Source organism: Caulobacter sp. GW822-FHT01G02 (assembly GCF_058802865.1).
The window spans coordinates 17,060-30,354 of sequence record NZ_JBXAON010000014.1 but is presented as its reverse complement, the minus strand read 5'-3'; the positions used below and the strand labels follow the sequence as shown (position 1 = coordinate 30,354).

Here is a 13,295-nt window from a genome sequence, read left to right as displayed (position 1 = left end):
AGAGAGGATCTAAGACCATGAACGAGATGGACCTCTATCTGAAGAACCGCCAGGCCCTGATCGACGGCCACGCCTATGACCCCTCGACCGAGCGCGACGCGTGCGGCGTCGGCCTGGTCTGCGCCATCGACGGTCAGCCGCGCCGCGAAGTCGTCGAACTGGCGATCAAGGCCCTCAAGGCCCTCTGGCACCGGGGCGCGATCGACGCCGATGGCAAGACCGGCGACGGCGCCGGCGTTCTGGTCTCGGTTCCCCAAGACTTCTTCATCGACCAGGTGCGTCGCACGGGCCACGCCCTGCGGTCGGGCCCGATCGCCGTCGGCCAGATCTTCCTGCCGCGCACCGATCTCGGCGCCCAGGAGGCCTGCCGCACCATCGTCGAGGCCGAGGCTCTGCGCTTTGGCTTCTACATCTATGGCTGGCGCCAGGTGCCGGTCGACACCTCGGTGATCGGCGAGAAGGCCAACGCCACCCGTCCGGAAATCGAGCAGATCATGCTGGCCGGTCCGGCCGGCCTGGAAGGCGAGGCGCTGGAGCGCGCCCTCTTCCTGTGCCGCAAGCGCATCGAAAAGCGCGTCCACGGCCAGAACATCAGCGACTTCTACATCTGCTCGCTATCGGCCAAGTCGCTGATCTACAAGGGCATGTTCCTCGCCGAGCACATCGACGAATTCTATCCCGACCTGAAGGACGACCGTTTCGCCGCCGCCGTGGCGATCTTCCACCAGCGCTATTCGACCAACACCTTCCCGCAGTGGCGCCTGGCCCAGCCCTTCCGGATGCTCGCCCACAACGGCGAGATCAATACGATCAAGGGCAACGTCAACTGGATGAAGTCCCACGAGATCAAGATGGCCGCCCAGGCCTTCGGCGAGTTCGGGGATGATGTGAAGCCGGTGATCCAGCCGGGCGGCTCGGACAGCGCCAACCTCGACAACACCTTCGAGGTGCTGGTGCGCGCCGGCCGCGATGCGCCGATGGCCAAGGCCCTACTGGTGCCGGAAGCCGCCAATCCGAAGATGAAGGACGCCCACAAGGCGCTCTATTCCTACTGCAACGCGGTGATGGAGCCGTGGGACGGTCCGGCCGCCCTGTGCGCCACCGATGGCCGCTGGGTCGTGGCCGGTAAGGACCGCTCGGGTCTCCGCCCCTTGCGCGTGGCCTATACCGACGACGGCCTGGTCATCATGGGCTCGGAAGCCGGCATGTGCGGCGTCGAGGAAGCCCGCATCACCCGCAAGCTGGCCATCTCGCCCGGCCGGATGATCGCCATCGACCTGGCCGAAGGCCGCCTATACGGCGAGAACGAGATCATCGACGAACTGGCCGAACGCCACCCCTACACCGAGTGGCTGGGCAACATGGTCGATCTCGAAAAGCAGATCGGCCCCGGCCCCGAGCCGCGCAAGTTCGGCCGCGAGGAGCTGACCCGCCGCCAGGCCGCCGCCGGCTATAGCCTCGAGGATCTGGAAATGATCCTCGCCCCCATGGTCGAGGAGGGCAAGGAAGCCATCGGCTCGATGGGTGACGACACGCCGCTGGCGGTGCTGTCCGAGAAGTACCGTCCGCTCAGCCACTACTTCCGCCAGAACTTCAGCCAGGTGACCAACCCGCCGATCGACCCTCTGCGGGAGACCGGCGTCATGAGCCTGAAGACCCGCTTCAAGAACCTGGGCAACATCCTCGCCCAGGACGCGGCGCAAGCCGACGTCTACGTGCTGGAAAGCCCCGTGCTGACCACCGGCATGTACGAGCGGATCCACGGCCTGCTGGGCGAGAAGAACGTCGCGGTCATCGACTGCACCATGCCCCTGCCCGCGCCCGAGGCCCGGGATGGCGACGCCCTGCGCGCCAATCTCGACCGCATCCGGGCCGAGGCCGAGGACGCCGTGCTGCGCGGCTGCGGCGCCATCGTCCTGACCGACGAGGCCAGCGCCGAGACCCGCGTCGCCCTGCCGATGATCCTGGCCACCGGCGGCGTCCACGCCCACCTGGTGGGCAAGGGCCTGCGCTCGTACGTGTCGATCATCGTCCGCTCGGCCGAGTGCCTGGACACCCACTATTTCGCGGTGCTGGTCGGCGTCGGGGCCACGGCGGTCAACGCCTACCTGGCCCAGGAAAGCTTCCAGGACCGCCTGGAGCGCGGCCTGATCGGCGACAAGACGCTGCGCGACGTCTGCGTCAACTTCAAGACGGCCATCGAGGGCGGCCTGCTGAAGATCATCTCCAAGATGGGCATCAGCGTCATTTCCTCGTACCGCGGCGGCTACAACTTCGAAGCCGTCGGCCTTTCGCGCGCCCTGGCCGCCGAGTTCTTCCCCGGCATGCCCTCGCGTATCTCGGGCATCGGCCTGGCCGGCATCGAGAGCAAGACGGTCGAGCTGCACCGCAAGGCCTGGGGCAAGGCCGCCGTGACCTTGCCAGTCGGCGGCCTCTACAAGGCCCGCCGTTCGGGCGAGGCCCACGCCTTCGAAGCCCGCCTGATGCACACCCTGCAGACGGCCTGCGACACCGGCGACTACGAGCTCTATCGTCGCTGGTCCAACGGCCTGCGCACCCAAAAGCCGATCCAGCTACGCGACCTGCTGGACTGGCGTTCCGACCGCAACCCGATCTCGACCGACGACGTCGAGAGCGTCAACGAGATCCGCAAGCGCTTCGTGACGCCGGGCATGAGCCTGGGGGCGCTTGGCCCCGAGGCCCACGGCGCCCTGAACATCGCCATGAACCGCATCGGGGCCAAGTCGGTCTCGGGCGAGGGCGGCGAGGACAGCGCGCGCTACAAGCCGCTGCCGAACGGCGACAACCCCAACAGCGCCATCAAGCAGGTGGCCTCGGGCCGGTTCGGCGTCACCGCCGAATATCTGAACCAGTGCGTCGAGCTGGAGATCAAGGTCGCCCAGGGTGCCAAGCCCGGCGAGGGCGGCCAGCTGCCCGGCTTCAAGGTCACCGAGATGATCGCCCGCCTGCGTCACGCCACGCCCGGCGTGATGCTGATCAGTCCGCCGCCGCACCACGACATCTATTCGATCGAGGACTTGGCCCAACTCATCTATGACCTGAAGCAGATCAACCCGATCGCCCGCGTCACGGTGAAGCTGGTCGCCGCCACCGGCATCGGGGCCATCGCGGCCGGCGTGGCCAAGGCCAAGGCCGACGTGATTCTGGTCGCCGGCGGCGTCGGCGGCACGGGCGCCTCGCCCCAGACCTCGGTGAAATATGCCGGCGGTCCGTGGGAGATGGGCCTGTCGGAAGCCAACCAGGTGTTGACGCTGAACAACCTGCGCCACTCCGTGGTCCTGCGGGCCGACGGCGGCATGCGCACGGGCCGCGACATTGTCATCGCCGCCATGATGGGCGCCGAGGAGTTCGGCATCGGCACCGCCTCGCTGGTGGCGATGGGCTGCATCATGGTCCGCCAGTGCCACTCCAACACCTGTCCCGTGGGCGTCTGCACCCAGGACGAGGCCCTGCGCGCCAAGTTCACCGGCACGCCGGACAAGGTCATCAACCTGTTCACCTTCGTGGCCGAGGAGGTTCGCGAGATCCTGGCGGGCCTGGGCTTCCGGTCCTTGCAGGAAATCGTCGGCCGCACCGACCTGCTGGCGCAAGTGTCGCGCGGCGGCGAGCACCTGGACGACCTCGACCTGAACCCGCTGCTGGTCCGCGCCGATCCCGGCGCGAACAAGCCGTACAACACCGTCGTCGGCCGCAACGCGGTGCCGGACACCCTGGACGCCCAGATCGTCCGCGACGCCGCGCCGCTGCTGGAACGGGGCGAGAAGATGCAGCTGACCTACACGGTCCGCAGCACCGCCCGCACCATCGGCACGCGCACGTCCAGCCACATCGTCCGCAAGTTCGGCATGAAGGGCCTGCCCGCCGGCCACCTGACCGTCCAGCTCAAGGGCTCGGCCGGCCAGAGCCTGGGCGCCTTCGCGGTCCAGGGCCTGCGCATCGAGCTGACCGGCGAGGCCAACGACTATGTCGGCAAGGGCCTGTCGGGCGCGACGATCGTGATCAAGCCGGCTCGTGGCCTGGCGGCTCCGGAGACCAACACCCTGATCGGCAACACCGTGCTGTTCGGCGCCACCTCGGGCCGGCTGTTCGCGGCCGGGCAGGCCGGTGAGCGCTTCGCGGTCCGCAACTCCGGGGCCACCACCGTGGTCGAGGGCTGCGGCGCCAACGGCTGCGAGTACATGACCGGCGGCCAGGTGGTGATCCTGGGCCCGACGGGCGGCAACTTCGGCGCGGGCATGACCGGCGGCATGGCCTTCGTGCTCGACCAGCACGACCGCTTCGAAGACCTCATCAACCCCGACAGCATCGTCGTGCAGCGCCTGGCCTCGCCCTATTGGGAAGGCGTGCTGCGCTCGCTGATCGCCGAGCACGCCCGCGAGACGGACTCGGTGTTCGCCGCCACCCTGCTGCGTGACTGGGACCGGGTGCGGGACCAGTTCTGGCAGGTCTGCCCGAAGGAGATGATCAGCCGCCTGCCCCAGCCGCTGGCGGCCGAGCAAGCGGTGCACGAACGGGCTTAAGCCGCTGCTTTAGCCTCGAGCACCTTGAAGGTCGCGCGGGCGCGCGCGACGGGATCCCCGTCCGCGCGCACCGTCGCCTCGGCGAAGCAGATCGAGCGGCCCAGCTTGACGAAGTCGGTGTCGAACGTGAGCCACTGCCCGAGCTTGGCCGCGCCGAGATAGTCCAGCGTCAGCGACACGGTGACCAGACCGCTCGCCCCCTGGCCCGCGGCCGCCAGGTTGACGCCGAGCGACAGGCCCATGGCGTTGTCGGCCAGCGCCGCCAGGAAGCCGCCGTGCGGCATGCTCCGCGAATTGCAGTGCTCCGGCCGCACCCGGACGCCCAGCACCAGCCGGTCCGGCGCCGAACGGGCATAGAGCGGCTCCCAGGGATTGGTGAGCGGGCTCTTGCGGCTATGAGGGACGAAGCCCTCGGGGATCTCGTCCATGCTCGCCTCGGGCAATTTCAAACAATTGTTTTAATCTAGCATCGACCGCCCCCTTGCGCGAGGGGCTGGCGCATCGCGATATGGCGCGAGCTGAACGGAAACGGGCCGACCGACATTCCATGTCCATGCGCGCCTTCGCCCATCTGCTCGACCGGCTGTCCCTGACCAGCTCGCGCAACGCCAAGCTGACGCTGATCGCCGACCACCTGCGCCAGACCCCAGACCCCGATCGCGGATACGCCCTGGCGGCCCTGACCGGGGCGCTGTCGTTCAACGCCGCCAAGCCGGCCTTCATCCGCAAGGCCGTCGAGGCGCGGATGGACGCCCAACTGTTCGCCTGGTCCTACGACTATGTGGGCGATCTCGCCGAGACCGTCGCCCTGGTCTGGCCCGCCCCCTCTTCCAGACAATGGCCCGGGGCCAACCGGCCGCCGGAGCTGTCCGAGGTGATCGAGGCCCTGCGCTCGGCCTCGCGGACCGAGGTCCAGCGGCTGATCGAGGGCTGGCTGGACGCGCTGGACCCCGACGGCCGCTGGGCGCTGCTGAAGCTGATGACCGGCGGGCTTCGCGTGGGGGTCTCCTCGCGTCTAGCCAAGCAGGCCTGCGCCAATTTCGGCGGCGTCGAGGTCGGCGAGGTCGAGGAAGTCTGGCATGCTCTTGAACCGCCTTACGGCGATCTTTTCGCCTGGCTGGAAGGCCGCTCCGAACGTCCGTCGCCGGACGCGCCGGGCCGCTTCCGGCCGGTGATGCTGGCCCAGCCGATCGACGAGGCCGTCGACTTCGCCAAGCTGGATCCGGCCGACTACGTCGCCGAGTGGAAGTGGGACGGCATCCGCGTCCAGGCCGTATCCGAGCGCGGCGAGCGGCGGCTCTACACCCGCACCGGCGACGACATCTCCGCAGCCTTCCCGGACGTGGTCGAGGCCCTGGACTTCGAGGGCGCGATCGACGGCGAACTGCTGGTGCTGCGCGACGGCGCCCTGGCTCCGTTCGGCGACCTCCAGCAGCGGCTGAACCGCAAGACCGTCGACGGCAAGCAACTGGCGGCGTTCCCGGCCGGCATCCGCGCCTACGACCTGATGCTGGACGGCGAGGAGGACGTGCGGTCCCTGCCCTTCGTCGAGCGCCGCGCGCGGCTGGAGGCGTTCGTGGCGCGGCTCTCGACCACCCGCATCGACCTGTCGCCCCTTCAACCGTTCGAGACCTGGGAGGCGCTGGCCGCCCTGCGCCTGGATCCGCCCGAAGGTGACGCGAGGCTCTCCGAAGGCCTGATGCTCAAGCGCCGCGACAGCGTCTACGAGCCCGGCCGCCCCAAGGGGCCGTGGTTCAAGTGGAAGCGCGACCCTCACCTGATCGACGCGGTGCTGATGTACGCCCAGCGCGGCCATGGCAAGCGGTCCAGCTTCTATTCCGACTACACCTTCGGCGTCTGGCGCGAGGACGAGGAAGGGCGCCGCGTCCTGACCCCGGTCGGCAAGGCCTATTTCGGCTTCACCGACGAGGAGCTGAAACGGATCGACAAGTTCGTCCGCGACCACACGATCGAGCGCTTCGGTCCCGTGCGCTCGGTCCGCGCCGACCTGGAGTTCGGCCTGGTGTTCGAGGTCGCCTTCGAGGGGCTGCAGCGCTCGACGCGGCACAAGTCCGGGGTGGCGATGCGCTTCCCGCGCATCAACCGCATCCGCTGGGACAAGCCCTCGCGCGAGGCCGACGAACTCAGAACATTGGAAATCATGCTGGATCCTTGATCGGCGTTCACGTCTCGTTTGCCATGTGCCCCTACGCAAGATTGCGAGGAGTACGCCGATGTCCCCCTTCCTTGCGTCACTGCTGCCGCACCTGCGGGTCAACGCCATCGAGCGTTACCGCCAGGTCTATTCCCGCGTCGGCCTGACCGCGCTGCTGAGCTGGGCGTTGAGTCTGATCGGCCGCCCCGACCTGATCCCGTTGTGGCTGGCCGCCAGCCTGTCGGTGCAGGCGCTGGAGTTCGTCGCCGTCCGGCCGTTCGTCAAGGGCCGCTTCCCCGAGCGCCATCTCCAGGCGCGGATCGTGCTGATGCTGGTCGCCATGGTGGCCATGGCCTCCGTGCATGCGGGCGCGGTGCTGATCTTCTGGCAGAGCGGTCAGCCGCCGCTGATGGCCCTGGCCCTGATGGTCCTGGTCGGCGGGGCGCTGAACAATGTCGCCTCGGGCGTCGACAGCCGGCCTCTGTTCTATCTGGGCGTGACGCCCTATGCGCTCAGCATGGCCGCCATGCCGGCCCTGGCCTGGAATTCCGCCCGCGGGCTGGTGACCATCCTGGCGGTGTGCGTCGGCTTCTTCATGCTGGCCGTCCACACGATCTGGAGCCGGATGCACAACGACCGCCGCGCCGTGGTCGCCGCCCGCGAGGAGGCCGACCGCCGCCGCATCCAGACCGAGGAGGCCCTGTCGGAACGCACCGCCATGGCCGCCATCGTCAGTCACGAACTGCGCACGCCGCTGTCGGCGATCCTGGCCGGCGCGCACATGATCCGCGCGGGAACCACTCCGGCCCAGATCCACGCCACGGCCGATCTGATCATCGACGCCGGGCACCTGATGACCGGCCTGCTGACCGACATGCTGGACCAAGCCAAGATCGAGGCCAGGGCCATGAGCCTGGAGGACCGCGACTTCGACGCCCTGGGCGCGATCCGCGACGCCACCCGCTTCTGGAGCGCCAACGCCCGCGCCAAGGGCCTGACCCTGCGCGAGCCGCCCGGCGAGCAGCCCTCGGCTTGGGTGCGCGGCGACCCGTTCCGACTGCGCCAGATCCTCAACAACCTGCTGTCCAACGCCGTGAAGTTCACCGAGGACGGGGTGATCACCCTGCGCCTCTGCGCCCACCCCGCCGAGAACGGTCGGGTGCGGGTGGTCATCGAGGTCGAGGACAGCGGCCCCGGCATCACCACGGACGCGATGAGCCGGCTGTTCACGCCCTACGCCCAGGCCTCCCAGGAGACGGCGCGGACCTATGGCGGTACGGGACTGGGCCTGGCGGTCAGCCGCCAGCTGGCCAGACTGATGGGCGGCGAGTTGGACGCCCGTCCAGGTCCGGAACGCGGCGCGATCTTTCGCCTGACCCTGACCCTGCCCGCGGGCCAGGAACAGGAGGCTCCGCGCCCGGTCGCCCAGCCCGAGCGCGCGACGCCGGACATCGGCGCCTTGCGAATCCTGGCCGTCGACGATCACGAGGTGAACCGTCGGACGCTCGCCCTGGTTCTGGAGCCCCTGGGTGTCGAACTGACCACCGCCCCGGACGGGCTGGAGGCGCTGAAGCATCTGGAGGCCCGGGCCTTCGACGTGGTGTTGATGGACGTCAACATGCCGGGCCTCGACGGCCGCGAGGCCACGCGCCGCCTGCGGGCGGGTCGCGGCCTCAATCACGACACCCCGGTGATCGGCTTCAGCGCCGGGGTGGCCGACGAGGAGGTCCAGGCCTGCCGCGCGGCCGGCATGACGGACTGGCTGGCCAAGCCGCTGGATATCCGGGCTCTCTACGCGGCGCTGGACCGCGCCAAGCCCGAGGAATTGGCCAAAGGAAGCCGCCTGAGCTAGTGCGCCGCCGCCGGTGTCGCGGCGGAGGCGCCGGTCTGGAACAGGCGGCCCTTCTCGGTGGCCAGCACCGTCACCAGGCCCGCCAGGCCAAAGCCGGTGAAGCCGAGGGTCAGAGGGACGGTCGTGCCGTCGAACATCTGGCCAATGATGAAGCCGAACAGCGCGCCGCCGATCGTGGTGATGAAACCCTGGATCGAGGCGGCCGCGCCCGCCACATGACCCAGCGGCTCCATGGCGATGGCCCCGAAGTTCGACATGACCAGACCGAAGCAGAACATCATGCCGGCCTGCATCAGGGAAAAGCTCAGCAGGGTCTCTTGGCCGGTGATGGCGATCACCGCGTGAGCGGCGGCGAAGGCGATAAAGCCGATCAGCGCCCAGTGCGAGACCTTGCGCATGCCCAACTTCCCGACGATCCGGGAATTCAGCAGCGACGAGACCGCCATGGTTCCGGCGATGGCCGCGAAGATCAGCGGAAAGGTGTCGCCCGCGCCCAGCACCTGCGCGAACACCTGCTGAGCCGAGTTGAGGAAGCCGAACAGCCCGCTCAGCACCAGGGCGGCGGCGATCGTGTAGCCCATGGCGATACGGTCGGTCAGGGCGATCCTGAAGGCCGAGGTGACGCCGGCGACCGAGATCGGGATCCGGTCCTCCGGATGCTGGGTCTCCGGCAGCTTGGCCGCCGCCCAGGCCATGACGAAAAGGCCGAAGATCGACAGCACGCCGAAGATCCAGCGCCACGAGGCGAACAGCATGATCGCCTGGCCCAGCGAGGGCGCGATGATCGGGGTGGCCAGGAAGACGATGAAGGCCAGCGACATCACCCGCGCCATCTGGCGGCCGGCATAGCAGTCGCGGACGATCGACACCGACAGCACCCGCGTGGACGCCGCGCCGAGGCCAGTCAGGAACCGGGCGATCAGCAGCATCTCGAACGAGGTCGAGAAGGCGCAGAGGGCGGCGAAGAGCGTGTAGAGCGTCAGGCCGACCATCAGCACCGGCTTGCGGCCATAACGGTCGGCCAGAGAGCCATAGGCCAGCTGCGCCACGCCGAAGCCCAGCAGGTAAGAGGTGATCACCCACTGGCGGGCGTTCGGATCGTGAACGCCAAGGGCCTCGCCGATGTGCGGCAGGGCCGGCAGCATCGAGTCGATGGCCAGCGCATTGGTGGCCATCATCGCCGCGATCAGGGTGACGAACTGGCCAAAGCCCATGCCGGGATGCGGCGATGGCGCGGTGTCGGACATGGATTTTCTCGCGCGGGCTGACGCCCCGGCACGAGACGCATGAGGGCGGCATATAGGGCCTGGCGCGCGAGACGCCAGACCTGATTGTCTCGATCAGCCGTTGAAAGCCCGGATCGCCTCGATGATCTTCGCCTGGTCGGCTTCGCCGAGATAGGGGTGCATCGGCAGGGCCAGAACGGTCTCGGCCTTGGCTTCCGTCACGGGCAGGCCGCCCGCGCCGCGCGGGAAGGCCGCGTACGGCGCCTGCACGTGCATCGGGACGGGATAGTAGACCGCGGTAGGAATGCCTTGCGTCTTCAGGTGCGCGGCCAGGCCGTCGCGGTTGGCGTGCTCGATCACGTACTGAGCCCAGACCGAGACGCCGCCTTCGATCACGGCCGGGGTCGAGATCACAGCGCCCTTCAGGCCCTGCGCATAGCGGTCCGCCACCACCTGACGCAGGGCGATCTCCTCGGCGAAAATCGCCAGCTTCTCGATCAGGATCGCCGCCTGGATCGTGTCGAGGCGCGAGTTCATGCCGATGCGGGTGTTCAGGTACTTGGGGTCGTGGTCGAAGGTCTTGCCCTCGAGGTCCGGACCGACCGCCTTGCCGTGGACGCGGTAGCTGTCCATCAGGTTCCACAGATGGGCGTCATTGGTCAGCACCGCCCCGCCGTCGCCGTAGCAGCCCAGCGGCTTGGCCGGGAAGAAGCTGGTGGTGGCGACATCGGCCCAATGCAGCGGGTGATGGCCGTTCAGCGTGCAGCCGAAACCCTGGGCGCTGTCGGCGATCAGCTTCAGGCCCTCGCGGTCGCAGATCGCCTTGATCGCCGGGTAGTCGGCGGGCTGGCCGAACAGGTCGACGGCGATCACCACCTTGGGCGTCAGCTTGCCCTCGGCCTTCACGGCGGCGATGGCGGCTTCGAGCTTGGCCGGGTCGAGATTGTAGGTGTCGGGCAAGACGTCCACGAACACCGGGGTCGCATCGACCCACGGCACGACTTCCGGCGTCGCGGCGAAGGTGAAGGAGGGGCAGAACACCGCATCGCCCTCGCTCACCCCCCAGGCCATCAGCGGCAGGGCGATGGCGTCGGTGCCGTTGGCGCAGGACAAGGCTAGCTTGGCCTGGCCGAATTCGGCCAGCTTGGCCTCGAACTCACGAACTTGCGGGCCCATGACATAGGCGCCGCTGTCCAGCACCTTGGCGATGGCGGCGTCGATCTTGTCGCGGATCCGGCGCTGCTGCGCGGCGAGGTCGATGAAGGGCATGCTCATGGGCGCAGCCTCTAGTGTCCGATCGCGACGATTTCGAGCCAATTGATGTAACCGACTGTTTCCACGCCACAAGGACGATCAAGCGGAACCGCGGGCTCGTCTTGTCGTTGACCGAACGTGGCGGGGGCGCCTATCGAGAACTCCATGCAGACCAAGCCCAGCATCATCCCGGCGGATACGTCCCTGCCGTCGCTCGCCAACGTGAAGGCCGACGAGACCATGTTCGGACATTTCCTGGACTGGCTGGGCAAGCTGGCGGTGAACCTGGTGGTCGCCGCCCTGATCCTGCTGGTCACCTTCTGGGTGGCCGGCTGGGCGGCGCGGGTCATCCGCAGGGGCCTGGGCCGGGTGCATCGGAACAATCCCGACCCGACCCTGGAGAGCTTCGGCGCCTCGTTGGTGCGCTATGCGGTGATCGCCGTCGGCCTGGTGGCGGTGCTGCAGCAGCTGGGCGTGCAGACCACCTCGATCATCGCGGTGCTGGGCGCGGCGTCGCTGGCCATCGGCCTGGCCCTGCAAGGCGCCCTCTCGAACGTCGCGGCGGGGGTGATGATCCTGCTGTTCCGGCCCTACCGCGTGGGCGACTATATCGAGACGGTGACGCGCCAGGGCACGGTGAAGTCCCTGGACCTGCTGTTCACCGAGATCGCCACCCCCGACAACGTCAAGGTGATGATCCCCAACAGCAAGGTGTTCGGCGACGTGATCCTGAACTATTCCAGCCATCGCAGCCGCCGGGCCGACGTGTTGTTCAAGGTGCCGCTGAAGACGGACCTCGTCATGGTCCTCAAGCGCCTGCGCGAGCGGGCCGAGAGCGACGCGCGCATCCGCAAGGAGCCGGCGGTGATGATCGAGGTCGTCGACCTGTCGGAAGCGTTCGCCCAGGCCGCGATCCGCGTCTGGACGGCGGCCGCCGACTTCGGCCCGGTCAAGACCGACCTGATGCTGGCCGCCCATCTGCTGGCCGAGGACCCAGCTCGCGACGATCTTCCGCCGCCGCGCCCGACCAAGGCCAAGGATCCCTCACCCGCCATGCCGGGCGAGGGAGAGCACCATCACCTGCTCAGCCTGATAAAGCCGCGTCGAGGTCGGAAATCAGGTCCCGGCAAGACTCAATCCCCACCGAAAGCCTGATCAGGCCGTCTGAAATGCCCAGGGCCGCGCGCTGATCGGCCGGGATCGAGGCGTGAGTCATGATGGCCGGATGCTCGATCAGGCTCTCCACCCCGCCCAGGCTCTCGGCCAACGTGAAGAGCTGCGTGCGCTCCAGCATCCGGCGCGCGGGGGCGAGGCCGCCCCTTACCTCGGCCGAGATAATGCCGCCGAAGCCGCCGGTCATCTGGCGCCTGGCTAGGTCGTGCTGCGGGTGGCTTTCCAGGCCTGGATAGATGACGCGCTCGATGGCTGGGTGCTGCTCGAGCCACCGGGCGATCTCCAGAGCGCTGTCGCAGGCGCGCTGCATGCGCAAGGCCAGGGTCTTGACCCCGCGCAGCGCCAGGAAGCTGTCGAACGGGCCGAGCACCGAGCCGACGGCGTTCTGCAGGAACTTCATCCTGTCGGCGAGCTCGGCGTTGTCGCCGACCACCGCCACGCCCGCGACCACGTCGGAGTGGCCGTTCAGGTACTTGGTCGCCGAGTGCATGACGATGTCGAAGCCTAGCTCCAGCGGCCGCTGAATGAACGGGCTGGCGAAGGTGTTGTCGGCGACGGTGACCAGGTCGTGTTTCTTGGCCAGGGCCGCGATGGCGGCCAGGTCCGCCAGGCGCAGCATCGGGTTGGTCGGGGTCTCCACCCAGATCATCCGCGTGGCCGGGGTGATCGCCGCCTCGACGGCCGCCAGGTCCGCCATGTCCACGAAGCTGAAGGTCAGGCCGGCCGAGCGCTTGCGCACCTTGTCGAACAGCCGGAACGAGCCGCCATAGAGGTCGTCGCTGGCGATCACGTGCGCGCCGCTGTCCAGGGTCTCCAGGATCGTGGAGGCCGCCGCCAGGCCCGAGGCGAAGGCGAAGCCCGCCGTCCCGCTCTCCAGGTCGGCGATGCAGCGCTCGAAGGCGAAGCGGGTCGGGTTGTGGCTGCGGCTATATTCGAAGCCCTTGTGCTCGCCAGGACTGGCTTGAGCGTAGGTCGAGGTGGCGTAGATCGGCACCATGACCGCGCCGGTGGTCGGGTCGGGGAACTGACCGCCGTGGATGGTCCGCGTGGCGAAGTCCAGGCGGTTCTTGCCGGGGATGTCGGTCATGCGGGTC

The 13,295-nt window shown here is 68.5% G+C and carries 8 protein-coding genes; 4 read left to right on the top strand and 4 right to left on the bottom strand.

The features are described 5' to 3' along the window. The first annotated feature begins 17 nt into the window (after positions 1-17). Complete coding sequence (gene gltB, locus AC1RNC_RS25565) at positions 18-4,541, top strand: glutamate synthase large subunit (RefSeq protein ID WP_492841435.1); 4,524 nt, start codon at positions 18-20, stop codon at positions 4,539-4,541. Here the strand turns inward: gltB and AC1RNC_RS25560 are convergent. Continuing rightward, complete coding sequence (locus AC1RNC_RS25560; RefSeq protein ID WP_492888797.1) at positions 4,538-4,969, bottom strand: PaaI family thioesterase; 432 nt, start codon at positions 4,967-4,969, stop codon at positions 4,538-4,540. The two genes, gltB and AC1RNC_RS25560, sit on opposite strands and share 4 nt — an antisense overlap. A gap of 119 nt (positions 4,970-5,088) precedes the next feature. Between AC1RNC_RS25560 and AC1RNC_RS25555 the strand changes: the two genes are divergently transcribed. Together AC1RNC_RS25555 and AC1RNC_RS25550 are read left to right on the top strand one after the other, a co-directional pair. Then, positions 5,089-6,717 carry a cisplatin damage response ATP-dependent DNA ligase gene (locus AC1RNC_RS25555; protein WP_492888796.1) on the top strand — a complete coding sequence of 543 codons (1,629 nt, stop codon included), beginning with the start codon at positions 5,089-5,091 and terminating at the stop codon, positions 6,715-6,717. Between the two features lie 58 nt (positions 6,718-6,775). Beyond that, entirely contained in the window at positions 6,776-8,548 is a 1,773-nt protein-coding gene (locus AC1RNC_RS25550; protein ID WP_492888795.1) for an ATP-binding protein, read from the top strand. On the opposite strand, the gene AC1RNC_RS25545 is transcribed toward AC1RNC_RS25550, so the two are convergent. Then, a complete protein-coding gene (locus AC1RNC_RS25545; protein WP_492888794.1) occupies positions 8,545-9,795 on the bottom strand; it encodes a multidrug effflux MFS transporter in 1,251 nt (416 codons plus the stop codon). The genes AC1RNC_RS25550 and AC1RNC_RS25545 overlap by 4 nt on opposite strands. A gap of 93 nt (positions 9,796-9,888) precedes the next feature. Then, on the bottom strand, positions 9,889-11,049 hold the full coding sequence (locus AC1RNC_RS25540; protein ID WP_492888793.1) for a DegT/DnrJ/EryC1/StrS family aminotransferase: 1,161 nt from the start codon (positions 11,047-11,049) through the stop codon (positions 9,889-9,891). Positions 11,050-11,193: 144 nt separating this feature from the next. Between AC1RNC_RS25540 and AC1RNC_RS25535 the strand changes: the two genes are divergently transcribed. After that, positions 11,194-12,183 (top strand): mechanosensitive ion channel family protein, encoded by a 990-nt coding sequence (locus AC1RNC_RS25535; RefSeq protein ID WP_492841445.1) that lies wholly within the window; start codon positions 11,194-11,196, stop codon positions 12,181-12,183. Here the strand turns inward: AC1RNC_RS25535 and AC1RNC_RS25530 are convergent. Continuing rightward, entirely contained in the window at positions 12,113-13,288 is a 1,176-nt protein-coding gene (locus AC1RNC_RS25530) for a trans-sulfuration enzyme family protein (RefSeq protein ID WP_492888792.1), read from the bottom strand. The genes AC1RNC_RS25535 and AC1RNC_RS25530 overlap by 71 nt on opposite strands. Positions 13,289-13,295 lie beyond the last annotated feature (7 nt).